Origin of the sequence: Vibrio clamense, assembly GCF_050337905.1 — a bacterium.
In the GTDB taxonomy this organism is placed as follows: domain Bacteria; phylum Pseudomonadota; class Gammaproteobacteria; order Enterobacterales; family Vibrionaceae; genus Vibrio; species Vibrio cortegadensis.
Genome location: NZ_JAKJTJ010000033.1, coordinates 1 through 23,439, shown reverse-complemented (window position 1 = coordinate 23,439; position 23,439 = coordinate 1). Strand labels below are relative to the sequence as shown.

The 23,439-nt window shown below is 42.6% G+C and carries 20 protein-coding genes, 1 tRNA gene and 2 rRNA genes; 10 read left to right on the top strand and 13 right to left on the bottom strand.

All coding sequences use genetic code 11. From position 1 onward, the window contains the following. Positions 1–11: 11 nt before the first annotated feature. Positions 12–629 carry a homoserine/homoserine lactone efflux protein gene (gene rhtB / locus L4C39_RS17935; protein WP_017052873.1) on the bottom strand — a complete coding sequence of 206 codons (618 nt, stop codon included), beginning with the start codon at positions 627–629 and terminating at the stop codon, positions 12–14. Positions 630–705: 76 nt separating this feature from the next. Between rhtB and L4C39_RS17930 the strand changes: the two genes are divergently transcribed. The 4 genes from L4C39_RS17930 (at position 706) to L4C39_RS17915 (ending at position 4,600) form a co-directional block, all read left to right on the top strand. Further along, positions 706–1,692 carry an alpha/beta fold hydrolase gene (locus tag L4C39_RS17930; protein WP_429747271.1) on the top strand — a complete coding sequence of 329 codons (987 nt, stop codon included), beginning with the start codon at positions 706–708 and terminating at the stop codon, positions 1,690–1,692. A 152-nt stretch (positions 1,693–1,844) separates the two neighbouring features. Beyond that, the gene (locus tag L4C39_RS17925; RefSeq protein WP_261888642.1) at positions 1,845–2,696 is read left to right on the top strand and encodes a Cof-type HAD-IIB family hydrolase; all 852 of its coding nucleotides are present in this window, start codon (positions 1,845–1,847) and stop codon (positions 2,694–2,696) included. 186 nt (positions 2,697–2,882) lie between these two features. Then, complete coding sequence (locus L4C39_RS17920; RefSeq protein ID WP_113798819.1) at positions 2,883–3,911, top strand: COG3650 family protein; 1,029 nt, start codon at positions 2,883–2,885, stop codon at positions 3,909–3,911. 50 nt (positions 3,912–3,961) lie between these two features. Beyond that, the gene (locus L4C39_RS17915) at positions 3,962–4,600 is read left to right on the top strand and encodes a tRNA-uridine aminocarboxypropyltransferase (RefSeq protein ID WP_429747268.1); all 639 of its coding nucleotides are present in this window, start codon (positions 3,962–3,964) and stop codon (positions 4,598–4,600) included. 96 nt (positions 4,601–4,696) lie between these two features. Here L4C39_RS17915 and L4C39_RS17910 read toward each other — a convergent pair whose 3' ends face one another. The 8 genes from L4C39_RS17910 to lptM form a co-directional block, all read right to left on the bottom strand. Next, positions 4,697–7,183, bottom strand: coding sequence for a bifunctional diguanylate cyclase/phosphodiesterase (locus tag L4C39_RS17910; protein ID WP_429747300.1), 2,487 nt, complete (start codon positions 7,181–7,183; stop codon positions 4,697–4,699). Positions 7,184–7,349: 166 nt separating this feature from the next. Then, entirely contained in the window at positions 7,350–9,839 is a 2,490-nt protein-coding gene (locus L4C39_RS17905; protein ID WP_429747266.1) for a bifunctional diguanylate cyclase/phosphodiesterase, read from the bottom strand. 164 nt (positions 9,840–10,003) lie between these two features. Further along, positions 10,004–10,720, bottom strand: coding sequence for a 5-amino-6-(5-phospho-D-ribitylamino)uracil phosphatase YigB (yigB, locus tag L4C39_RS17900; protein ID WP_136995775.1), 717 nt, complete (start codon positions 10,718–10,720; stop codon positions 10,004–10,006). Positions 10,721–10,775: 55 nt separating this feature from the next. Continuing rightward, complete coding sequence (gene xerC / locus L4C39_RS17895; protein WP_429747264.1) at positions 10,776–11,717, bottom strand: tyrosine recombinase XerC; 942 nt, start codon at positions 11,715–11,717, stop codon at positions 10,776–10,778. Beyond that, positions 11,683–12,402 (bottom strand): DUF484 family protein, encoded by a 720-nt coding sequence (locus L4C39_RS17890; RefSeq protein WP_429747262.1) that lies wholly within the window; start codon positions 12,400–12,402, stop codon positions 11,683–11,685. Before L4C39_RS17890 ends, xerC begins: the two co-directional genes overlap by 35 nt. A 40-nt stretch (positions 12,403–12,442) precedes the next feature. Then, positions 12,443–13,273: a diaminopimelate epimerase gene (gene dapF / locus L4C39_RS17885; protein ID WP_113798807.1), complete on the bottom strand. Its 831-nt coding sequence runs from the start codon at positions 13,271–13,273 to the stop codon at positions 12,443–12,445. 11 nt (positions 13,274–13,284) lie between these two features. Continuing rightward, entirely contained in the window at positions 13,285–14,538 is a 1,254-nt protein-coding gene (gene lysA / locus L4C39_RS17880) for a diaminopimelate decarboxylase (protein WP_113798805.1), read from the bottom strand. A 31-nt stretch (positions 14,539–14,569) separates the two neighbouring features. Further along, on the bottom strand, positions 14,570–14,686 hold the full coding sequence (gene lptM / locus L4C39_RS17875) for an LPS translocon maturation chaperone LptM (RefSeq protein ID WP_017052861.1): 117 nt from the start codon (positions 14,684–14,686) through the stop codon (positions 14,570–14,572). A 75-nt stretch (positions 14,687–14,761) separates the two neighbouring features. Between lptM and cyaY the strand changes: the two genes are divergently transcribed. Next, a complete protein-coding gene (gene cyaY, locus L4C39_RS17870; protein ID WP_017052860.1) occupies positions 14,762–15,076 on the top strand; it encodes an iron donor protein CyaY in 315 nt (104 codons plus the stop codon). 84 nt (positions 15,077–15,160) lie between these two features. Here cyaY and L4C39_RS17865 read toward each other — a convergent pair whose 3' ends face one another. Then, positions 15,161–17,689, bottom strand: coding sequence for a class I adenylate cyclase (locus tag L4C39_RS17865; RefSeq protein WP_429747259.1), 2,529 nt, complete (start codon positions 17,687–17,689; stop codon positions 15,161–15,163). Positions 17,690–18,036: 347 nt separating this feature from the next. On the opposite strand from L4C39_RS17865, the gene hemC reads away from it, so the two are divergent. The 5 genes from hemC (at position 18,037) to L4C39_RS17840 (ending at position 22,580) form a co-directional block, all read left to right on the top strand. Beyond that, the gene (gene hemC, locus L4C39_RS17860) at positions 18,037–18,975 is read left to right on the top strand and encodes a hydroxymethylbilane synthase (RefSeq protein WP_429747257.1); all 939 of its coding nucleotides are present in this window, start codon (positions 18,037–18,039) and stop codon (positions 18,973–18,975) included. Positions 18,976–18,977: 2 nt separating this feature from the next. Beyond that, positions 18,978–19,706 carry a uroporphyrinogen-III synthase gene (locus L4C39_RS17855; protein WP_429747255.1) on the top strand — a complete coding sequence of 243 codons (729 nt, stop codon included), beginning with the start codon at positions 18,978–18,980 and terminating at the stop codon, positions 19,704–19,706. Between the two features lie 17 nt (positions 19,707–19,723). Further along, on the top strand, positions 19,724–20,941 hold the full coding sequence (locus L4C39_RS17850; RefSeq protein ID WP_429747253.1) for a uroporphyrinogen-III C-methyltransferase: 1,218 nt from the start codon (positions 19,724–19,726) through the stop codon (positions 20,939–20,941). Further along, positions 20,941–22,122 carry a heme biosynthesis protein HemY gene (locus L4C39_RS17845; RefSeq protein ID WP_429747251.1) on the top strand — a complete coding sequence of 394 codons (1,182 nt, stop codon included), beginning with the start codon at positions 20,941–20,943 and terminating at the stop codon, positions 22,120–22,122. Before L4C39_RS17850 ends, L4C39_RS17845 begins: the two co-directional genes overlap by 1 nt. Positions 22,123–22,250: 128 nt before the next feature. After that, complete coding sequence (locus tag L4C39_RS17840; protein WP_429747249.1) at positions 22,251–22,580, top strand: c-type cytochrome; 330 nt, start codon at positions 22,251–22,253, stop codon at positions 22,578–22,580. 210 nt (positions 22,581–22,790) lie between these two features. Here the strand turns inward: L4C39_RS17840 and L4C39_RS17835 are convergent. From L4C39_RS17835 to L4C39_RS17825, 3 genes are all read right to left on the bottom strand, one after another. Further along, a tRNA-Asp gene (locus L4C39_RS17835) sits at positions 22,791–22,867 on the bottom strand. A gap of 94 nt (positions 22,868–22,961) precedes the next feature. Continuing rightward, positions 22,962–23,077: ribosomal RNA gene (rrf, locus tag L4C39_RS17830) — 5S ribosomal RNA — on the bottom strand. 125 nt (positions 23,078–23,202) lie between these two features. After that, a 23S ribosomal RNA gene (locus L4C39_RS17825) occupies positions 23,203–23,439 on the bottom strand; the annotation flags it as partial.

Here is a 23,439-nt window from a genome sequence, read left to right as displayed (position 1 = left end):
ATTTTGATCTGCTACGCTTTAGCTGCCGCTAATAATGCACCACAACCGATAAACATTGAACCAAAGACTTTATTTATTTTACCCATCACGGCATCTGAGCGAATAAATCGTCCCATTTGTGACGCTAATGATGTGTAACCTAACATAACAACCGCATCAATAAATACCGTAGTGGCACCCAGAATTAAAAGCTGAGTAAGTTGGTCTTTCGCTGGGTCTAAAAATTGAGGGAAAAGCGCGACGAGGAAGACTATCGACTTAGGATTGGTTAAATTGATCAGTATCGCTTTACGCATTAATGTCATGCTTGAGAGACCATCATCACCCATTCTCGCAACCATGCTCGAACGATCTCGCCACTTTTGGATACCCAACCACACCAAGTAAACCACCCCAACCCATTTAATGATTGAAAATGCCAATGCCGATTGCGCGACTAATGCACCGATGCCAGCTCCGACTAAAATGATATGGAAAATCATGCCTAACTGTAACCCAACGATGGCCGCGAGTGACTTTCGAGTGCCGTAGCTTAAGCCATTACTGATCGAATTTACGGTTCCAGAGCCCGGCGCTAAACTAAAAATAATAGCGGTAGCAACATATGCCAACCAAACATGAGTATCCATTGCATTTCCTCTCTACTGCTTTAATCTAGCGAATATTAATCGCCACTCAAGATCAATCCATACAATAGGTAGTTTTATGGTCAATTCGAGCTCTGTGAATTCTCGTTATACCCAAGAGAGCAATTTTGAGCAAGCAATCAATCATCAGATTGCAGAACTGTGGCAGCAGCGTAATGATGGCTATATCAAAAGTAGCGACAAAAAATCACTCTATTGGTGCTCCCTTACCTCAGCGTCGCATACTAAAGCCATTGTGGTAGTCAATGGGCGTATTGAGTCCGCTTGGAAATATCAAGAGTTGTTTTATGACCTTTACCAACAGGGTTATGACATCTACTCATTTGATCATCGAGGTCAAGGCTTATCCGATCGCCTGATTGACGATAAACAAATGGGATACGTAGATGAGTTTGATGACTACCTAGTGGATCTCGCTGCTATGGTCGACCATTTTAAACTCGGCCACTATCAAAAGCGTTATCTATTAGCTCACTCTATGGGTGGTGCCATTGCGACCCGTTACTTAGAGACAACACCACAGCATAGCTTTGATGCGATCGCGTTAAGTGCCCCTATGTACGGTATTAACGTCGCGTGGTACTTACGCCCAATTGCAATGGGATTAAGCCAACTGCTTACCGAAGTTCATGCAACCCCAAATTACGCTCCCGGCCATAAAGCCTATTATGCCAAACCTTTTGAAGATAGCTTGCTTACCCAAAGTGCCATTCGCTACCACTGGTTCCGAGACCTTTATGAGAAAAAGCCTGAGTTAAAACTTGGAGGCCCAAGTACTCGCTGGGTTTGGCAAGGCTTGATGGCGGCAAAACAGTGCATTCAGCAAACCCGACAAATACATATTCCTCTGCTTCTATTGCAGGCAGGTAATGATCAGATCGTCAGTAACACCGCTCAAGAGACCTTCTTTACTAAACTCAATAAAACGAATCATTGCAGCCAAATGATCCGTGTTACGGGCTCTAAACATGAGCTACTGTTCGAACAAGATCGGTATCGTAACCAAACATTAGATGCGCTGTTTAATTTTTTTAAAAACAATTAATGACGAAATAAGGAAATCAACCACCTGACTTTTACCCTCTTTTTCCTGTTTAATTTGGCGTAAAATCCTTAGCTTAACCGATGGCTTTCCACGCTTTAAATCGGGCTATATTTATTAACTACTGTCATCGATTGATGTTCAAAGAGGGTTGCATGACCACTAGCGCACTAAGCAAAAACTGTATTGAAGATAATCACGCAATGATCAAACTTGTAGCGTCAGATTTAGACGGAACATTACTGGCACCAAATCATCAGCTTAGTGACTTTACCAAGCAAACCTTGCGAGAGTTGCATCAAAAAGGGTTCACTTTTATTTTTGCGACTGGTCGCCATCATGTAGATGTAGCCGGTATTCGTGAGCAAACAGGGATCCCTGCTTACATGATTACCTCAAACGGCGCTCGTGTTCATGATAAAAATGACCAGTTAATGTACAGCCAGAATGTCCCCCAAGATCTAATCCAGCCCGTCGTCGATATCATGAAGCAAGATCCTAATTTGATGATACACATCTATCAGGATGACAACTGGTTACTCAACCAAGAAGATGAATACATGAAAAACTTTCATGAAGATTCACGCTTTACTTACACGCTATTCGATAAAGACAATGCACCGACCGATGGCATTGCCAAAGTTTTTCTTACCCATCCCGAAAAAGATCACGAATACTTAGTTAAGTTTGAAGAGGAGCTCAACGCCTCTTTTGGTGACAAATTGAATATCGCATTTTCAACGCCTTGGTGTTTAGAAGTGATGGCCGCTGAAGTGTCAAAAGGCGAAGCACTCAAAGTCGTGGCTGAATCACTTGGCAAGACGCTAGAGAACTGTATTGCTTTCGGAGATGGCATGAACGATGTTGAAATGCTCTCAATGGCAGGAAAAGGGTTAGTCATGGCCACTTCTCATGAAAAAGTAATGAAAGCACTACCGAATAATCAGGTCATTGGCAGCCATGCTGATGATGCCGTTGCGCATTACTTACGAGATAACCTTTTCTAAATACACTCCATATCCAAAGTAACGAAATCAAAGGCAGCTTAGGTTGCCTTTTCCTTTCCACATTTTCATCTCTACATCTGCCACCTCAATGTCTGGAAACGGTCAATAGAAGCCCTATCGCTCTATTTTAAACCACTGATATGCCATAATGTTTGCTGACCTGTCTCCGTATAAGGAATGAATGGCATGAAAACGCTTAAAATCTCAGGCTTGCTGCTTGTGTTACTCACTTTACAAGCTTGCTCTACTCCACAAGAATCAGAGCCTAGCCCAACGCCTATGCCAAAAGCGAGCTTAGATAGCCCATCATCCATTTCGCCTCCTACATTTATCATGCAAGGTGAAGTTGTTATTGGTCATGAAGCTCAAACCATCACACCTTGTGGCAGTAATAAACAATTCTGGCTCACATTACCTCAAACGTATACTCAACAAGTGATGAACTTAACTTCCCGCCCATATCAACCTTTATATGGGGAAGTTATCGGTCATTTAGAGCGTCCAACTCAAATGGGGTTTGATGCTGATTACACCGCTCGTTTTGTTGTCGACCATGTAAATTTCCTGACCGCAGAAAATCCGAACCGCTGTGACCAATCCTTACGTTCTACTCGCGCATTTGGTAACGAACCATTTTGGTCTCTCTCTTTCTCTAAAGGGCACATAAACTTTGAGCCAATGGGAGAAGAGACGAAAACAGTCGCATTAGATAAAACCCTTATACAGCAAGCAAGCCGCAAGTATTATTTTAGTGATGGGCAACTGAGCCTTAATAAAACCACCTGTAATGACACCATGAGTGACTCTATTTATGGATGGAAAGCAAAACTGAATATTAACAAACAAGATTATACCGGGTGTGCGACACTCGCGAATCAAGATCCTACATTAACTTGGGTGGGTAATTATTTTGCAAGCCACACTCAATCCGTCAACTTCAGTGTCAATTTAGAACTAAAGTCAGATCACACCGCAATCACCACCTATGATTATGCTAACGGTGACTCTCCTACGATTGAAACGGGGTTCTGGCAGCAACTCAATGCCAATCAAATTCAAGTGGTGATGACACGCCACCAACGGCAATACTTAGTGTCAGAACGCATCTTTACGGGTCATAATGGAAAAATAACGGCACAAAAAGAGAAAGTCGGTGACACTATCTACCCCATCGCGAATGGCGGATTGGTGTTATTTCAGGAACAAGGGAATTAAGACTTTCACTCGAATCATCATCGTTAAGCTTAGAATAAGACACAATCAGAATGACCAAGACTAAACCATGCCCTCATTGTGGGTTCCAACATCAATGCATCTGTAATGATATACCTAACATTCACTCGTCATTACCGATTGCATTGCTGATGCATGAAAATGAGCTATCGCGAGATACCAATACTGGGCGTCTACTGCTACAAACGCTGCCCGAATGCAGCCAACATGTTTGGGTCAGAAAAGAGCAACCTGAAGCGTTACTCAATCGAATAAAGATTCAAGGTCTTCAGCCCTACTTATTGTTCCCCAATGAACACAGCGTGGATGTCACGACACTGCATGACACTACCGCTGCCCAAAATTCGGCAGAGTCAGATACGTCATCTCAACACCAAGCCATTAAGCCACTTTTTATTATCTTGGACGGAACCTGGCAAGAAGCCAAGAAGATGCTTCGTCGTAGCCCATGGCTAAAAGCATTACCTCATGTGCATTTGTCATCGACCGCCTCTTCACGCTATCAGCTCCGACGTAATCAAGATGATGGTCATTTATGTACCTGTGAAGTCGCTATTGAGTTACTCAGTCAGCTAGGAGAGACATCTTCATCAATACAGCTCAGCCAGTATTTTGATCATTACATGGCCATGTTCAAAGCTGACAAATGCGGTCACCTTCTCAAAAAGTAACCATGCATCGCATCGAAGAAAAAGCAAAGGCCCGAAAATTCGAGCCTTTGTTTCATTTTTACCAACACTTCCACCAGCAATGGTTTCGTCACCGATTTAAAACAACCGCTTCGGTTTTCCTAAATAGTAACCTTGTAGATAATCCACACCAATGTCTTCTGCGATATTGCATACTTCTTCGTTGTGAACAAATTCAGCCACGGTTTTCGCTTTAAATATGCCGCACAAACTCACCAATTGCTGCGCGATCTTACGCTGCTTTTTATCGGTATCAATATTACGGATCAAACTGCCATCTAACTTAATCACTTGCGGCTCTAATTTGATGATCTCATCGATATTCGAGTAACCCGAGCCAAAATCATCCACAATAATGCTCACCCCTAAATCTTTGAAGTGATCGCAGACTTCTATCATTCGTCCGTAATCTTTTATTTTCTCGCTTTCAAGCACCTCTAAACCAATGCGTTGAGGGTGGCTAATTTTGCTTATCGCGGCTTCAAGATGTTGCAGTGTTCTATCACTCATTAAGTCTTGGGGGGATAAATTTATCGAAAATGAATCCGTTGTATTACTCATGAAATCGAAAGTACGTGAGATCATTTGGCGACTCAAACGAGTATAAAGATGCGTGTCTTCAATAATCGAGAGGAATTTGCCTGGCGGAATAATCACCCCTTCCTCTTCGATTCGAACCAGACACTCTAAAGATTGTACCTCATGACTATGCGCAGCCACGATAGGTTGAGCATAGGCGATCACATTTTGATTTAACACCGCTCGGCTAACACAAGATAACACCCTTAACTGCTCTTGACGTTTCTGCTCTTGCTCTTTCAAAGTACGGGCATTGCAACAGTGTTGATTATTGCTCACCGCATAACGACGCGCTTCAATTGAACGCAATAATAGATCATCTACAGAGCTATTTGGAAAGTCGGCTTTACTGATGATACCTGCACTCACTGAGACAGAGAGGTAATCAACATCGGGCAAGCCCATCGGCTCAAAATTCACATGCTCAATATTTTCAGCAAACTCAGAAAAACGCTGCTGAATATGTGACATTTTATTTTGGCTTTCGAAGATGATGGACCATTCACCAATGCCAACCCCATATAGTTGGCATTTTTTATCAAATACCCTGTGTAACTTATCTTTAAAGTATTGGCTTAAATCACTAAGCAGCATATCCCCAACCGGGTAACCATACTTCTCATTAATTTGATGAAAATTCGTGACTTTTAATGTTAGCAAATACTCACTTTTTTTCATTTTAGCAAGGTGTTCACGCAGTACCGTTCGATTGGGTAACCCCGTTCTTCTTTCAATTCGATAGCTTGTTGTTAATGCCTTCGCTTGATGTTGAATTTTCTGTGCCATATCCTGGTGCATAATATCAACATCTAATAAAGCGTTTCGAATCAGAGAAAATAGCGGCGAAATAGAACTCGTGTGTTCATGATGCGGAATTGAACGAACCACATTATCGGCAGGCCCTTCTCGCAGAGCTAAATACGTCAGGCTATGATGTAGAATCTGTTGATGGTCATTCTCATAGCAAAACTCCCCAAAACAAAAGAATCCATCACTATTCGCGACCTGTTGAAAAGGCTCTAACTCTTGGTTTCCCTCAATGAAATCCAAACGAGATATACAGTTATAGATAAAAAACTGTTGTGGGTGATGCAACGCAACTTGCTGCAACCCCAAACGAACTTGTTCAATGGTCAGTGAGGGATGATCATAACAAAATCGAACTTCATCACCCACATTGAACTCACCGTCAAACGTTATGGAATTATCTTGATGACAAGCTAATGGTAAGTACACATTCTGTTCACGAGGATCGCCAATCATTAAAGGAAAGTCGGTAATCTGCGCATAAGGCACATCAAGCCCATCCGCTAAATAACGATTGTAAATATGCTGAATCGGCTGATCATCCAAACTGTAAATTCGATGCTTATCGGCATGAGTGATTCGAAACTTTTTACCTATCGGGTTCCACTCATAGTAACTTCCTGTCCATGCCGATAATTCCGCGCCATGCAACGCCACAGCAACATAAGCATTCTCATAAATAGTTTGATTATGTAATATCCAACGGCCAGTATCGGTATCAGCAGATGCTCCGCCCGCGACAGGGATACGATACTCCCCTTCACTGAAGGCTGAAAAAAGTGAGCGTTCACTAACTGAAAGACGGTCGGCAAGGCATATGATGGCTTTTGTCGATGAGGATAGATGTAGGTCTGTGGCAAGCAACTGGCTATCGCTCGCCGCATTAGCGCTATATGACACGACCGATGATGTACATGTCGACTGTTTAAAGTAGGTAAAGACGAAACACGAACTCTCACTTTGGATCGTGCCACTCTTAATCGCGTACTTTCCACTGGCCCCAATAATGGTGACGTCATTAAAATATTGCTGAATTTCACGGCTATACTGCGTGACGAGTGAACGAGGCTGTGATGAAAATATTTGAACCAGCACTGAACCCGTGAATTGGCTATCAAGGCGAGCCAATTCACTTCTTAATTGTTCAATATCGTGTATCAAGTAAGACTGAGATATCATAATCACATAGCAGTTACGAGTGGTAATACGTAACATTATGCAATGGTAACGTCGCTATAGCACTGAATGGTTATAGATTTTTTTAATTATGTGAATTTAACGATTAAGTCTAACCTAAATTCTCATTCGTGATACATGCCTTGCAGTGTAAAAAGTTAACCCTCCATCAAAACAGACGGCTAGGTTCACCGAGGTAAAAACCCTGTAAGTAATCGACGCCCATCCCTTCAGCAATGCGACACACTTCTTCATTATGCACAAACTCAGCCACGGTTTTGGCATTAATCACTTGGCATAATCTAACAAGTTGTGACGCAATTTTACGTTGTTTTAAGTCCGTATCAATATTTCGAATAAGGCTTCCATCAAGCTTAATGACTTGCGGTTCAAGTTTAATTATTTCATCGATATTCGAATAACCCGAACCAAAATCATCCACAATAATCCGCGCGCCTAATGATTTGAAATGGTTACAAACTTCAATCATCCGCCCGTAATCTTTAATCTGTTCCGACTCTAATACTTCCAACCCAATATTTTCTGGGTGCTGCAAATTATTAATTGATGCTTCAAGTAATAGCAGCGTTTTATCACTCATCAGATCTTGAGGGGATAAATTGATTGAAAATGACTGATCCTTATCTGACATGTAATCGAGTGTTTTTTTAATCATATGTCGACTTAATCGAGTGTAAAGATGAGTCCCTTCAATAATCGGTAGGAATTTACCGGGAAGAATAATCTGATCATCTTCAATAATTCGCACCAAGCACTCATGTGAAACCACGTCGTGAGTGTGGGCGGCGACAATCGGCTGATGAAAGGTGACAATCTTCTGTTCTAAGATCGCTCGGCTTACACAGCTTAACCAGCCAAGTTGCTCTCTTCGCTTTTCATCACCCAACTCAATCTCATTGGCATTAAAGATGTGAGTATTATTTCTGACCCCCTCACGACGAGCTTCTATCGCCTTCAGCAGCCATTCATCACCGCTGTCAGACATGAAATCACGACGACTTGCCAACCCTCCACACAGAGAAACGGATAAGTAATCCACATCGGATAACCCATAAGGTTCAAAATTCATGTGTTCAATTTCATCCGCAAATTGGACGAACTGGGCCTTAATGGTATAACTCGGCATGTTCGATTTGAACATAACCGCCCACTCACCAACACCAATACTGAACAGACGAAAACTACTCTTCTCCCCAACCACATCCGCCAAGCGGGATTGGAAGTTTTGGGATAAATCACACAGCAATTGGTCACCCACTTGGTAACCATACTTTTCATTCACTTGCGTAAAGTTCACCAGCTTTAACGTTAATAAATGCTCATCAGGATCAATATGGACCAAGTGTTCTTTTAACGCTGCGCGATTTAACAAGCCAGTTCGGGAATCATAGCGATAGCTGTCTAATAGTTTCTTCGATTGCTTATCAAGCTTGTATTCCATACGCGCATTCATCGTGTCTAAATCAGAAATTGCGTTACGGATTAAACTGAATAGTGGAGAAATGACATGCTCATTTTGAGGAACAAACTTGGTCATTTTGGCAATCACAGACGATTCTCGCATCGCCAAATAGGTCATACTGTGATGCAAAATTTCTTGCTTCTGCTCTGAGCGATACAGCTCACCCATGCAGTAGACGCCGTGACTACTTGCCACCCCCTCAAAGGTTTTTAATTCTTCGGCACCATCAATAAAATCAAGTCGAGATGCGCAGTTATAGATGAATACGGATTCAGGCTGATGCAGAGCTAAACGTTCGGTACCATGACGAACTTGTTCAACCGTTAACGAAGGGTGGTTATAGCAAAAACGAACTTCATCACCGATTTCCCACGCTTGATCAAACTCTATACTGCCATTATCTAGCACCTGTTTGACGGTGCATACGCCTTTACAAGTACCGGATTCTCGATACAACGGGAAATGAACCAACTGACCAAAAGAGAGCTTATGCCCATCGGAAAGGTAATGTTTATAGACGTCATAAGCGGGTTTGTACTCGATGGTATCGATTCGATTACCTTGTGCCTCTGTCACCCTCAGTTTCATTCCTATCGGGTTCCACTCAGAGTAAGCATCTCGCCACACTTTTAAGCTATCACTGTGTAATGCCACTGCGACACACGTTTTTTGATATGTCTTGGTTCCAAATAGAACCCAACAGCCATGCCTATTTTCTTGCGCTTGGCCCCCAGAAATAGGTGGTAAATTGTCAGACTGATTGAAAGCACAATAGATGGGATAATCACCATCCTCAATTTGATCTGAAAAACTGATAATAGCTTGAGTATTAGGCTTAAGGTTCAATGAATTGAGTAGTTGGGCGCTATCGTGCTTAGGGGAGAAACTGTACTCTTGCCGTGTCGCTGAAAATGTCGTGTCATCAAACTCACTCACCAAGCATAACGTTCCCGCACTCTCAAGTTGATTCGCACAGATGATATTCATTGTACTCTGTCCTATGATAACGCCGTTAGGATATTTGATTTGAAGCATTTCGGCGTATTGTTGGACTGTTTCTGGCGCTTGAGTTGAAAAGACTTGGATTAAATAATTTTTGTTCGTATTCCAAACTGAGTTTTCTAACTGGGCATTTAACTGTTCGATGGAATCAAACAGAATTGAGTGTGTTTTCATGAAAGCCTAATGTCTGTCTATAAAGTACGGTTAAAGATTTGAATCAATACCAACATAAATCTAGACACCGTCCGCATTCTTCGAGGCAGATCAAGAATAAACAGATAAACATTGAGTACAAGAATATCTAATCTATCAATAAGTTATCATAAATGGGAATTTTTCTATTTGAAGTATAAGAGATCACGCAAAGAATTTACTTCTATATCAGGCAGAACTCTCACTTTTTCGCAATGTTGAATATTTTTTCGTTGGTCATTATACCAACATGCTTGAAAGCCGTTACTCTTAGCCCCGTATACATCAGTGATCAAATGATCGCCAACATGCAAAATAGACTCAGCAGGCAAGCCCAACAAATCCACCGCCCGAGCAAACATATCTGCATAAGGTTTCGCTCGACCATCAGGCCCCGCTTTCAATACATGTGAAAAGTATTGCCCCAATCCAATTTTATCAGGATCCACATTTCCATTGGTAATCGCGATCAGTGGGAACTTCTCTGCCAAAATGGTCATCACTTCGTGAGTAAGTTCCGGAACGTCGACCTGGTTTCGCAACCACAATGCATGCTCCATCCCTTCTTTGGCTGCCGATGTAGCTTCAGGTTCACCATAACCTAATTGAATTAATCCTTGCTGAATCTGAGTTTCGCGCCATAAAGTGACATCATGCTTTAAATTCGGGTTTTGAATCGCCAGTTCATGTTTCAGCACCTGCCATTGCTCAATGCTCATCAGTGCCGATACCGGGTGATGAGTATGCAGCCAAACCACCATCTTCTGCTCTACATTTTGAATCACAGGCCAGTTGTCATATAGGGTGTCATCAAGATCAAATGTCATGGCTTTGACGACTGATGTTCGGCGATAGATGTGCATGCTTAACTCCTACGTTACTGTGCCAAATTTTCAATGGGTAAATGTGCCAATTCACTCACGATTCTTTGGGTTTCTTATTTTTATGAGCTCTAGGATGAGCATCATCATACGCTTGAGCAAGGTGTTGAAAATCTAAATGCGTATAAATCTGTGTGGTCGAGATATTTTCATGCCCCAGCAATTCTTGGACTGCACGTAAATTATTACTCGACTCCAATACGTGTGTTGCAAATGAGTGGCGTAATTTATGAGGGCTAATATGGCTGGCAACAGCTTGCTTCTGACCCCACTCAGCCATTCGTTTTTGCACACTTCGATGAGAGATCCGACTGCCGAGTTTAGAGACAAACAGTGCGGGTTCACCCGGTGCAGCAATATCACCACGGACTTTAAGCCACTTCGCGACCCACTCTTTGGCTTGTCCAGAAAACGGCGCTTTCCGTTCTTTATCGCCTTTACCAATCACGCGAATTTCACCACGGCTGCCATGAATGTCTTTTACATTAATCCCAACCATTTCAGCCAGACGCAGGCCCGCACCATACATCACCTCCATCATCGCTCGATCGCGGATAGCTAAAGGGTCATCTTCATTCACCTCAAGCAACTGGTTCATTTCATCTACATCTAAATTCTTTGGTAGCGTTCGTTGCTTTCTAGGAGCAGACACCCCTTTTGCGGGATTGGCCGTCATCTCTCCACGTAAGATCATAAAATCAAAGAAACTACGTAATGAGGAGAGGCGAGTCGCTAAACTGCTGGCTTTCATCCCTTCTCGCATCCCTTTACTTGCAAGCTGGCGCACCCAAGCGGCATCCACTTGTTGCCACTCATCTTGCCCCATTTGGAGTAAATGGTTGCCCATGGTTTCAAGTTGTTGTTTGTAATTACGCTGAGTATGCAAGCTAAGCCCTTTTTCACTTCTAAGGTATTCATAGAAGCGGTTTAAGGGCTTTTGCAAGCTAGAAGAAAGAGGTGTGTTGGATTCGTTCGTCATTCTCTGGCCAGGTTAAGGTCTCAATAAGGTGAGCCACAACTAATGCAAGGTGGCGTAGGAAAAGGGTATCCATATGAGGTTGAAAATGGCCGCCATCTTCACTGGAGAATGCCAAAGCCCCTAATGAAGATTGCTTAACTAAAGGCAAAACGACATAAGAACCGAGTTCTGGCCCTGAATGCTCACCCAATAGCGCTTCTCGATCGGCTTTACGTAACCGACCTAAATACGCATCTTTACCATTTAAGTGATTGGTTGAAAACCGAGCCCAACCTTCTTTGCTAAGATTCAGTTCTGGGCTAAGACGAAGTTCTGGAACCTCTTGGTTAAGCAAACGGACATAAGCCTTCAAGCCTAAATCTTTCGCTTTTAGCTTTATCGCCTTAACCACTTGAGCAATATTATCACACTGTAAAATTTGCTCTTGAAGCTCCATAAATTCATAAAACGTTCTGTCGTTATTGGCCGCCAACGACATTAACGTTGTAATTTCTTCTTCGAGTTCTTCAATTCGTTGACGCTGACGCTTTAGCTGAACCTCAACTAACGAAACCGCACCTTGTTGATGATTCGGTAACGATAGACGATCAACAAGTTCGCGGCGCTGGAGAAAAAAATCGGGGTTATCACGCAAATACTCCGCAACAATTTCAGCCGTCAGGGCATTCGCTTCTACTTGAGACAAAACTCATCCTCTACAATTTATTTTTATATAATGGAAAGACTTAACAGGAAAGTTGACCATCAAATACATGAGTGGCAGGGCCTGTCATATACAGAGGAGAACCCGGACCTTGCCAGCTGATTTGCAATTCACCACCAGGTAGCTGAACCGTCACATACTCAGCGAGTAAACCTTGGTTAATACCAACAGCAACGGCGCCACATGCACCACTGCCGCACGCTTGAGTTTCACCCGCGCCACGTTCATACACTCGCAAGCGAACCTCTTCGCGATTGACGACTTGCATAAAACCAGCATTAACTCGCTCAGGGAATCGTTCATGTGATTCAAGTAGAGGCCCCAGTTTATCGACATCGGTGGTATCAACATCATCAACGACCGTTACGACATGAGGGTTACCCATACTTACCGCACCACAGAACAGGGTGTGTTCATCAGTGCGGATAATGTAGGTTTTTTCCGTCTGCTTGGCTTTGAATGGGATTTTAGCCGGTTCAAACACAGGCTCACCCATGTTCACCGTAATCAAATCGTTGTCTTCAATTTTTAATACCATCTTGCCTTTTTTGGTGCTGACATTGATGGTGTATTTATTGGTAAGACCTTTCATACGAACAAAACGGGCAAAACAGCGAGCGCCATTTCCACACTGCTCCACCTCACTACCGTCTGCATTAAAAATACGGTAGTGGAAATCAGTTTCAGGATCGTAAGGGGCTTCAACCACTAACAACTGGTCAAAGCCGACCCCTGTATTGCGATCCGCCAAACGGCGAATCAAATCAGGAGAAAAAAATATGTTTTGGGTAATGCAGTCAACGACCATGAAGTCATTACCCAAACCATGCATTTTAGAAAAATGGAAATGCATAATGCTTCAACTTACTCCGGGATAATATTTTCAAGAGCCCATAGGCTTGATAGTGCTTCACGCTGACGAACGAGGTGTGCATCTTTACCATCGACCATCACTTCCGCCACACGAGAACGAGAATTGTAGTTTGACGACATCGCAAATCCATAAGCACCCGCCGAGCGGACAGCCAATAAATCACCTTGCTCAAGAACAAGATCACGATCTTTACCTAAAAAGTCACCCGTTTCACAAATTGGACCAACTAAATCGTAAGTCACCGCTTCGCCTTGACGAGGTTTGACAGGCACAATATCTTGCCATGCTTGATAAAGTGCTGGGCGCATTAAATCATTCATGGCCGCATCAATAATGGCAAAGTTTTTATACTCTGTTGGTTTTAAGAACTCAACTTTCGTCAATAGTACACCAGCATTTGCCGCAATCGCACGTCCTGGCTCAAAAATCAGCTCTAGATCTGCATGCTTTTCTAAACGAGCAAGTAGCGCTTTTGCGTAGTCAGACGGTTGCGGCGGTAATTCATCACGATACGTTACCCCTAAGCCTCCGCCAACATCGAGATGTTTGATATTAATCCCATCCGCCTTAAGCTGATCGATCAGTGCAAGCAAACGGTCTGTCGCGTCAATAAATGGCGCAAGATCTGTCAGTTGGGAACCAATATGGCAATCAATACCTTGGATATCTAGGTTGCTTAACGTTTTCGCAAACTGATAAACCTGTGGTGCTCGATCAAAAGCGATACCAAATTTATTATCACGTAAGCCCGTCGAAATATAAGGGTGGGTGTGAGCGTCAACGTCGGGATTAATACGAAGTGAAATAGGTGCTTTCACCCCTAATTCTCCCGCAACGTCATTTAATCGCTCTAACTCTGGTTCAGATTCAACATTAAAGCATTTTATTTTTAACTCTAAAGCTCGCTTCATTTCTGCTTCAGTTTTACCCACACCAGAAAAAACAACTTTAGCGGGATCACCACCAGCAGCGATCACTCGTTCAAGTTCGCCCGCAGAGACAATATCAAACCCCGAGCCTAAACGAGCTAAAACATTAAGTACTCCAAGGTTAGAGTTCGCTTTAACGGCATAACACACCAAATGCGGATGCTCTCCAACAGATTGATCGAAGGCATTCCAGTGTCTCTCTAATGTTGCGCGAGAGTATACGTACAAAGGTGTTCCGTGTTGCTGAGCAAGTTCTGAAAGCGCCACATCTTCGGCCCAAAGTTGGCCATCGTCCTGATAGTTGAAGTAATCCAAAATTCTTTTCCCTTATAAAAAACGACTGCAATTACTGCGTCTGTTCACTTGGTTGAGCTTGCTCTGGTAGATAGAGCGCACCGGTTTGACCACACCCAGAAAGGGCAAGTAAAGAGAGCATAAACAAGGCTGCGATTGATTTTTTCATTTTGCATATCGTGATTATTGATTCAATGCCCCCTATAATCGCACCACACTCAAGAAAAGCAATAGGATAGACGGGATGAACGATACGGAATTTCATCAACTTGTAGATACACAGATGCAAAACATCGAAGAAGCGATCGATGAATCGGGTGCGGATATTGATTTTGAGACATCTGGCAATGTGATGACGCTTGAATTTGATGATCGCAGTCAGATCATCATTAATCGCCAAGAGCCAATGCATGAGATCTGGTTAGCGTCTCGTTCGGGTGGTTTTCACTTCAAATTAATTGATGATAAATGGACATGCTCGAAAACGGGTATCGAACTCTTTGAGATGGTTAAGGAAGAGTGCGTAAAACACGCGGGTGAAGCGATTGATTGGGTTTAACCTGCTCATTTAGATCACTTGATAAGCAATGAAATCAATAAAGGAGTGAATCATCACTCCTTTTTCATACCCAAAAGCTGAGATCTATGCATTCACCGCTTTAGAGGGTTTAGAGTGCGGTGATGAATCATTACGATAAGGCACGACGTAAGCTTCTCCATCTTCCGGATGTACGATTTGATAGTACTGCGGTAAGTTGAAGTTAATGTATTTCGACGAAACTTGGTTCTCATCTTTAACCGAGGTATAGAAGCTATTTACGCTTGCGATCATTTCATCTTTCTCACCATTATACTGGTGATACACTTCCACTTGGTTCGCTTCATCTAACACATAGATATTGAAACCTTGATCTGTATCTTCAAAGAAAAACTGAATCAAACCTTCACTCGCAAAGCCATCCACTACTCGTGGTAATTGGAACTCCTGATCACGATCCAACATCAACAGCGGTGAGCCTTTCAGCTTATTGGTCGAAATGCTGCGATAGAAATCGACGGAATTTTCGAGTTTTTGTACCGATACGCCACGGCGTTCAAAAAACAGGCCATACATTTGATCAGCAAGACGAATCGCTTTAAAACGACGACGTTTCTCTTGCTCTACGGGTTTAAGGCGCAAATCAATACATTCAGCCAAAAGCTGATACACCATATTACGCATCACACCGCGCAGATTCTTGCTGTAGCAGAACACATCAACGGATTCAGGGGGAATCGCATCTTGGTGCATTTTTCCGAGTACCGTTTTCAATGCATCTAGCATGGCGGTTTCACCCTTAAAATGCAGGGTTCTGACTTCGTGCCATGAATTTAGATACACCAAATCCACACTGCCCACTAAGCTTTTTGCTTCAGGCCCGAAACTAAAAATATCGATATTTTTCAAATCAACCTTAAGAGACTTACCACTTAATTCAGCAGTCGGATCATCTTCAAAGTTAATATACATCGCCAGTTGGCTAATTTCACACGGGCTCGCTAACGCTTGCATACTTGGGCGACGCTTACGAAGCGAGAAGGTATTTCTCAAGTCGCTGACCATCTGGTAAAACTTATCAATATCAATATGCGCGTCACGAACAACCGAATGCAAACGGGTCGACTCCGTGATCAAGCCATTAAAAAATGACCACGCAACCAGTTTGCTTAAGTATTCATGATGCTCTAACGCTGGTTGACCTATAATGCGATGAGCAATCAACGGCTGTTTATATAGATACCAACCGGCTTTATTACTGCGCCCTTCTCGAACTTCAATAAAGCTAAGATCTTCTTCATGTAAATCTGGCGAGATCTGTGGATTAAGTAAGGTGACTTTTCCTGGAAGCACTTCAAAAGCAGCATACAGTTTTCGAGCTAATATGCTGATATCTTGCGGGCTAATCGCAGACGTTATGCCATTACGACGAGCAAATTGGATCAGATTTCGATAACTCAACATCAAAGCATCTAGTAATGAATGATGTACAATTTGAACGAGCTCAACCTTCCAATTACGGCGCGAATCTAACTCTTCAATCACCGACTCATCCCAATCCCACTTCTGGATCATGTCACTGAGCGCTTCGCGACGCCAAGCTACCGATCCCATGCTAGGCTCTCGGGACAACTTCTCATGGGTTTTTAAGTAGAAACAACGTCGAACTAAGTCCAAGCGAGTCGTATCATTGATACGAACCAAGTAACGAGTCACTTTCTCAAGCATCAAGTAATACGCATCCATGCCATAGAGATCGGGTTCATGGGCGAAAAAACGACGCTTTGTATCAATACTTAATAACTGAGTGTGAGGGTACTCCCACGAATAGGCTTCAAGCAAAATGGCTTTCAATACGGATTTGTATGGCGAATCGATACTTTTGTATAACTGCCATAAGTTTGAGCCAAAATACTCTTCTGCTGGAATATGGTTCAATTGGCCAAAATCAATCCAGTCAGAACAATCAATGTAACCTTGGTCACACAAGCCTTGCACATATTCGTCGTAGCACTCTTCCATTTCTGGAGGCACAATTTGCCACAGCAATCGCTGGCCCGCTAAGCGCACAGCCGAACGATAGAATTCATCAAGCAAAAGTAAATGCTGAGAAGACCCGCAGTTATCTCCGGTCATCTCCTCAGAATGGTTACTTCTGAAACGCTCTTCATTCATTAAAAAGAAGTTCGCTTCAACACCATAACCTTTCGCCCAATCAGTGATCAGTAAACATTTATTACTCAGATTCTCTTTATCATCACTACTCATTTGTGGTGATACACATACCCAAATATCTAAATCACTTGATGTACTTTGCCCAATAGATGAAGTACTGCCCATGGTATACAAGCCCAATATCGCAGGCTTTTCTGCTGTATTAAGCTCTTGGGAAATAGTCAGTTGGGTATCTTCAATAAACTGCGATTGAATATCATTAAGTTCAAAATTATGGATACCAAAAGGCACTTGTTGATCGAAGTAACCAGGGATCACAGGGTGATTAAAATGAAATAGGGTAGGAATGAGATGGAACACTCGCTGACTGGCTAAATCCATGAGAGCTAACGCACGATCAATGCGCTGTTGATTAAGGTTATCTAATCTTTGGATTAACGTTTGAGTGTAAGCCTGCAAGGTGTTTCCTTGGTTTGAGTATAAACGCACGTTTTGTTTATGTTTTATTCTAAAGCGACAACAAAACGTGATCAATTTAACACTTTTATCCTGAATGGTAAAGAATTTGCAATTTCATATCTCAGCGAACAAAGAGATAAAAACTGACAAACGCTTGAGCGCCGATAGTGTCCACTCTAATGCTCTTCACTAATAATAGTCCATCTATCAAATGAGAACTTTGTCACACTATTTTGGCTAATTATTCATATTCAATCACCGAATTATCACAGACTCGATCTAACAGTAATACTTTCGATATTTGAATGGTACGATTACCCCATTAATAGATAAGTATCGGAACTCAAATGACAAACTCTTCCCCTATCCGCATTGCGACTCGCAAAAGCCCTCTAGCACTATGGCAAGCATACTTTGTTAAAGCCGAACTTGAAGCGGCCCATCCAGGTATAGAAGTCGAATTGGTTACCATGGTAACTAAAGGTGACATCATTCTTGATACACCACTTGCAAAGGTTGGCGGCAAAGGTTTGTTCGTAAAAGAGCTTGAAGTCGCGATGCTAGAAGGCCGTGCTGATCTGGCTGTTCACTCAATGAAAGATGTGCCAGTCGATTTTCCTGAAGGCTTAGGCTTAGTGACGATTTGTGAACGTGAAGACCCACGTGATGCCTTTGTTTCAAATACTTATGATTGCATTGAAGACTTACCTCAAGGTGCAACCGTTGGGACTTGTAGCTTACGCCGTCAATGTCAATTGAAAGAGCAGCGTCCTGATTTAATCATCAAAGAGTTGCGCGGTAATGTTGGAACTCGCTTAGGCAAACTCGATGCTGGTGATTATGATGCTATTGTACTTGCGGCTGCGGGGCTAAAGCGCCTTGAACTTGAAGAGCGCATTCGCAGCTTTATCGAACCGGAACAATCATTGCCTGCTGTTGGCCAAGGTGCTGTTGGTATTGAATGTCGCCTAGATGACGAACGCGTTATTTCACTACTTAGTGCATTAAATCACAAAGACACAGCCGATCGCGTTCTATGTGAGCGAGCGATGAACCTCACCTTAGAAGGTGGCTGCCAAGTTCCTATTGGCAGTTACTCTTTACTCGATGGCGATGATATTTGGCTACGTGCGCTTGTTGGCGAACCAGACGGTTCAAAAATTGTACGTGGTGAAATTAAAGGCCATAGAAAAGACGCGGAAACTCTAGGTGTGACTTTAGCCAACCAACTTTTAGAAGATGGTGCGCGTGAAATTCTAGAAAAACTTTACGCTGAACACGATTAATCATGACTGTGTTGGTCACTAGACCCGATCAACAAGGGCGAGAACTTTGCCAGCAATTGGTGGGGGTGGGGATTCCTGCAATCCACCATCCGCTCATTAATATTGTCGCAAACCCTAATGGAAACAATTTAGCTCACCAACTTGCGGAATGTGACATCTTAATAGCCATAAGCCAACACGCTGTAAATTTCGCCCAGCAATTGCTCTCAAATGCTTCTTCAAACTGGCCTGCGGGTATTATTTACCTTGGCGTTGGTCAAAAAACAGCACACTATTTAAGCAAACTATCGAAACAAAAAGTAAACTATCCGCTTGTAGGGGATAGTGAGCACTTGTTGGAAATACCAGAACTACAAGATGTTGATGGAAAAAGAGTTTTAATTTTACGCGGTAATGGTGGCCGTGAGTTAATTTATCAACGCTTAGTTCAACGCCAAGCAAAGGTTGAATATTGTGAAACCTACTGCAGAGAATTTATCTCATTTTCTGCAGAATCAGCATTCCCTTACTGGCAACAACATGACGTTACTCGCATTGTGATAACAAGTAGTGAACAACTCGCGTTTCTTGTCTCTCAAACACCACCAATTTATCAGACTTGGCTGTTTAACCTTCAACTGCTCGTTCCAAGTCAACGTATTGTAGAAACAGCAATAAATTTAGGCTTTATAAACGCGCTGAACGTAGGTAGCGCATCAAATTCAGATTTACTGGCTACTCTCCAGCCATAGCACAACAGGATATAAGTATGACAAGTAAAAAAAACAATCAGCATATTGAACCTGAAGATAAGAACGAAAAAAACCACCCCGTAGTTGACGAAACTTCTGTTGAAGCCGAAAGCCTTACGCCTGAAGCCAAGCAAGAAGAGCAAAGCATGCCTCCTCAACCTGAGAAAGAAAATGCGCCAGCACAACCTGCTGAATTTGTAGAAAAACAAGGAAAACGCGGCGTCAAACTCGGTACTGTTGCGATTATTTTATCCATTCTTTTTGGTGGCGGATTAACATTCCAAATGCAGCAAAAAGATGCCGTGTACCAGCAACAAATCTCAGCATTAAAAGATCAGCTAGGGCAAGCTCAAACATCAATGCAGAGTGAGCTTAATAACGTTAAAAATGAAACCATCGAGAAAGCGACGGTTGCGAGCCATAAAGCTGAAGTCATTTTAGATCAACAACAAAAAAGCATTGAAAGCCTTCAACTCGCGATTGCCGATGTTAAAGGCCGCCGACCAAATGATTGGTTGCTAGCAGAAGCCGATTACCTAGTAAAACTTGCAGGCCGTAAATTATTCCTAGAACAGGACGTGGTAAGTGCAACTAAGCTAATGGAAAGTGCGGATCAGCGCATAGCGGCATTGAATGATCCAAGCCTTGTCCCGCTGCGCCAAGCAATGGCTAACGACATCACCAAATTAAGAACCATTCCACTCATTGATAGAGATGGTCTCGTTCTTCGCTTAACAAGCCTTCAACAGCAAGTGAATAAACTTCCATTAGCCAATGCCATTCTTCCTGACGCACCTCAAGAAGTTAAAAAAGAAGTATCTCAAGATATCAATGATTGGCAGACTAACTTAACTACCTCACTCAAAGCATTCTCCGAGCAGTTTATTACTTTCCGAACTCGTGATGGTAATGTCATCCCTCTTCTCTCTCCTGAGCAGCACTTCTATTTAAGAGAGAACATTAAAGCCAAATTAGAAACAGCAATCAAAGCTGTTTATGTTGACCAACAAGAGATATACACCACGGCTTTATCGGTCGCGAATGATTGGTCTCAAGCTTTCTTCAATCAAGATGATAATGCCGTAAAAGAGTTCAATAAGAGTTTGAATCAGCTAAGTAAGCAGAATGTTCAGGTTGAATACCCAGTGAAACTGCAAACACAAAATGTTCTATCCGATGTAATAACCGATCGTCTGCGCCGTGAAGTGACAACCATCATTACGGAGGAGAAATAATGGTACGTTGGATTTTTCTTTTCATTATCCTTGGGGCTGGACTATTCGCCGGAACCCAATTTTCAGGACAGCAGGGCTACGTACTGATCTCTATCGCTGAAAAAACCATAGAGATGAGTGTAACAACATTAGTGCTAATGATTATTGCACTGCTTGCTATCTTATTTGGCTTAGAGTTCCTATTAAAAAAAGCATTGTACGCAAGCTCAACAACATGGAACTGGTTTAGCGTTCGTAAATTGAAGCGTTCTCGCCGCTATACCAACGAAGGCATCATAAAATTGTTAGAAGGTGATTGGAAAGGGGCTGAGAAAAGAGTCACTCGCTGGGCAAACCACCACGATATGCCTCTACTCTGCTATTTAGTCGCATCTGAAGCAGCACAAGGCATGGGCAATAAAGAGAAGCGTGATAACTATTTAGCGTTAGCAAGTAAAGAAGAAAACTCTCACCTTGCTGTTGAGCTAACTAAGGCGAAGCAATCGGTACGCGATAGTGAATTTGATAAAGCATTCGATATCTTGTCATCACTTAAATCAAGTTACCCAAATAACAGCATTGTATTAAACCTACTGAAAACCACCTACATGGAATTAAGCCTATGGCAACCACTGTTGGATTTGCTGCCTAAACTTGTTAAAGCTAAGCAAATCGATAGTGAAGAGCACGCGAGCTTAACTCAAACGGCGCAGTGCGGTTTATTAACAGAGGTTGCTCAACAACAAGGAAGTGAAGGCTTAATTAGCCATTGGGACTCCCTACCTCGCAAAGTAAAGCAGAGCCAACATCTAACTCATTGCTTTGTTAAACAGCTTATTGCAAGAAAAGCTGATTCTGAAGCCTATACGGTTGTCAAAGAAGCTCTGAAAAAGAACCCAAGTCCTGAGCTTTTTACCCTATTGCCTGAAATGAATCTTCCTGATGCATATCCTGCGACGGTCCTATTGGAAAAAACATTGAATAAGGACAGTAGCAATGCGGAAGCGCACAGTGCTCTAGCTCAATTCTACTTACGAGATCAAAAGTGGAAAGAAGCACAAGACCACTTTGAAAAAGCACTAGAGTTACGTGCAAGCGTGTCTGACTACAGTTATCTTTCTGACGCGCTAGAGAAGCAAAACTTAACGAAAGCAGCCCATGAGGTGTCTCGTAAAGCTCTAGAGTTAATGAATCCCGCTTAAAATATCATTAGCCATTATCGTGATTAAGCCGATGTTTATCATCGGCTTTTTTGAACATTTCATTCAGCCTTCATTCATCAAACATAGCATACACTATAGGTAATCCAATTATACAGAAGGCCTAGCTTATGCTAAAGATCACTGCCATTTTACTAATTGCAACTATCAGTACTGGTGCTTATGCCGACAACATTAATATCAGCGCAGGTGAGAGTACTTACAAAACCCTATGTGTTTCTTGCCATGGTGAATTAGGTCATGGCGACGGCCTAGCTGGAAAGGCTTTATCAGAGCAACCCTCAAATATTTACGAAGGTCTAAACTCGTGGTTTGAGCCTGAGTATGAACTTATCGATACTGTGCTAAACGGTAATGAAAGCATGCCGGCCTGGAGAAGTGTATTGGAAGAAAAAGATGTAAAGAATATCTTTGCATACATCCAAAAGATCAACGGATAACCAATCGCATAACATCTCGAGCTCGTCGAGGTAGGATGTCTTAGTGTTTCAAATGCATTCTAGGTCTAGATTGATCCACTTTGGCTTTTGTATTAGCGACACATGTAGTATCACCTATACCGTCTATATATAAGCATAAAGACTATAATTTTGTCTAAGTTACAGACGTAAAAAAGCCCTAATCTTTCGATTAGGGCTTTTTAAAATAAGTGGCGGAGTGGACGGGACTCGAACCCGCGACCCCCGGCGTGACAGGCCGGTATTCTAACCAACTGAACTACCACTCCGCAGTGGTATCTTTTACTAAATAAAGTCTTATGGTTAGATTGCTTTATCTAGTTTTGCCTTTAGATTTTTCAAAATCTAAAAACAAGTAAACAAGCCTGGCGATGTCCTACTCTCACATGGGGAAGCCCCACACTACCATCGGCGCTACTGCGTTTCACTTCTGAGTTCGGCATGGGATCAGGTGGGTCCGCAACGCTATGGTCGCCAAGCAAATTCTTTCTTCTCTGATTTTCTTTCAGAAAAATAATCTGGAAAGCTATATTTAAAAGTTATCTCTAAACTCATTCAAGTTTGTCTGTATATATCGAGTCCATCAAAACCCCTTGGGTGTTGTATGGTTAAGCCTCACGGGCAATTAGTACAGGTTAGCTCAATGCCTCGCAGCACTTACACACCCTGCCTATCAACGTTCTAGTCTTGAACAACCCTTTAGGGCACTTATAGTGCCAGGGAAGACTCATCTCAGGGCTCGCTTCGCGCTTAGATGCTTTCAGCGCTTATCGATTCCGAACTTAGCTACCGGGCAATGCCACTGGCGTGACAACCCGAACACCAGAGGTTCGTCCACTCC

What these genes read in the sequence shown, in the direction of transcription:
- xerC (WP_429747264.1), bottom strand. Translation starts at nt 11,717, where the DNA reads ATGACGAACGAATCCAACACACCTCTTTCTTCTAGCTTGCAAAAGCCC.
- dapF (WP_113798807.1), bottom strand. Translation starts at nt 13,273, where the DNA reads ATGCATTTCCATTTTTCTAAAATGCATGGTTTGGGTAATGACTTCATG.
- L4C39_RS17910 (WP_429747300.1), bottom strand. Translation starts at nt 7,183, where the DNA reads ATGATATCTCAGTCTTACTTGATACACGATATTGAACAATTAAGAAGT.
- L4C39_RS17845 (WP_429747251.1), top strand. Translation starts at nt 20,941, where the DNA reads ATGGTACGTTGGATTTTTCTTTTCATTATCCTTGGGGCTGGACTATTC.
- L4C39_RS17840 (WP_429747249.1), top strand. Translation starts at nt 22,251, where the DNA reads ATGCTAAAGATCACTGCCATTTTACTAATTGCAACTATCAGTACTGGT.
- L4C39_RS17905 (WP_429747266.1), bottom strand. Translation starts at nt 9,839, where the DNA reads ATGAAAACACACTCAATTCTGTTTGATTCCATCGAACAGTTAAATGCC.
- lptM (WP_017052861.1), bottom strand. Translation starts at nt 14,686, where the DNA reads ATGAAAAAATCAATCGCAGCCTTGTTTATGCTCTCTTTACTTGCCCTT.
- L4C39_RS17920 (WP_113798819.1), top strand. Translation starts at nt 2,883, where the DNA reads ATGAAAACGCTTAAAATCTCAGGCTTGCTGCTTGTGTTACTCACTTTA.
- L4C39_RS17930 (WP_429747271.1), top strand. Translation starts at nt 706, where the DNA reads ATGGTCAATTCGAGCTCTGTGAATTCTCGTTATACCCAAGAGAGCAAT.
- L4C39_RS17850 (WP_429747253.1), top strand. Translation starts at nt 19,724, where the DNA reads ATGACAAGTAAAAAAAACAATCAGCATATTGAACCTGAAGATAAGAAC.
- cyaY (WP_017052860.1), top strand. Translation starts at nt 14,762, where the DNA reads ATGAACGATACGGAATTTCATCAACTTGTAGATACACAGATGCAAAAC.
- L4C39_RS17925 (WP_261888642.1), top strand. Translation starts at nt 1,845, where the DNA reads ATGACCACTAGCGCACTAAGCAAAAACTGTATTGAAGATAATCACGCA.
- L4C39_RS17855 (WP_429747255.1), top strand. Translation starts at nt 18,978, where the DNA reads ATGACTGTGTTGGTCACTAGACCCGATCAACAAGGGCGAGAACTTTGC.
- hemC (WP_429747257.1), top strand. Translation starts at nt 18,037, where the DNA reads ATGACAAACTCTTCCCCTATCCGCATTGCGACTCGCAAAAGCCCTCTA.
- L4C39_RS17915 (WP_429747268.1), top strand. Translation starts at nt 3,962, where the DNA reads ATGACCAAGACTAAACCATGCCCTCATTGTGGGTTCCAACATCAATGC.
- rhtB (WP_017052873.1), bottom strand. Translation starts at nt 629, where the DNA reads ATGGATACTCATGTTTGGTTGGCATATGTTGCTACCGCTATTATTTTT.
- yigB (WP_136995775.1), bottom strand. Translation starts at nt 10,720, where the DNA reads ATGCACATCTATCGCCGAACATCAGTCGTCAAAGCCATGACATTTGAT.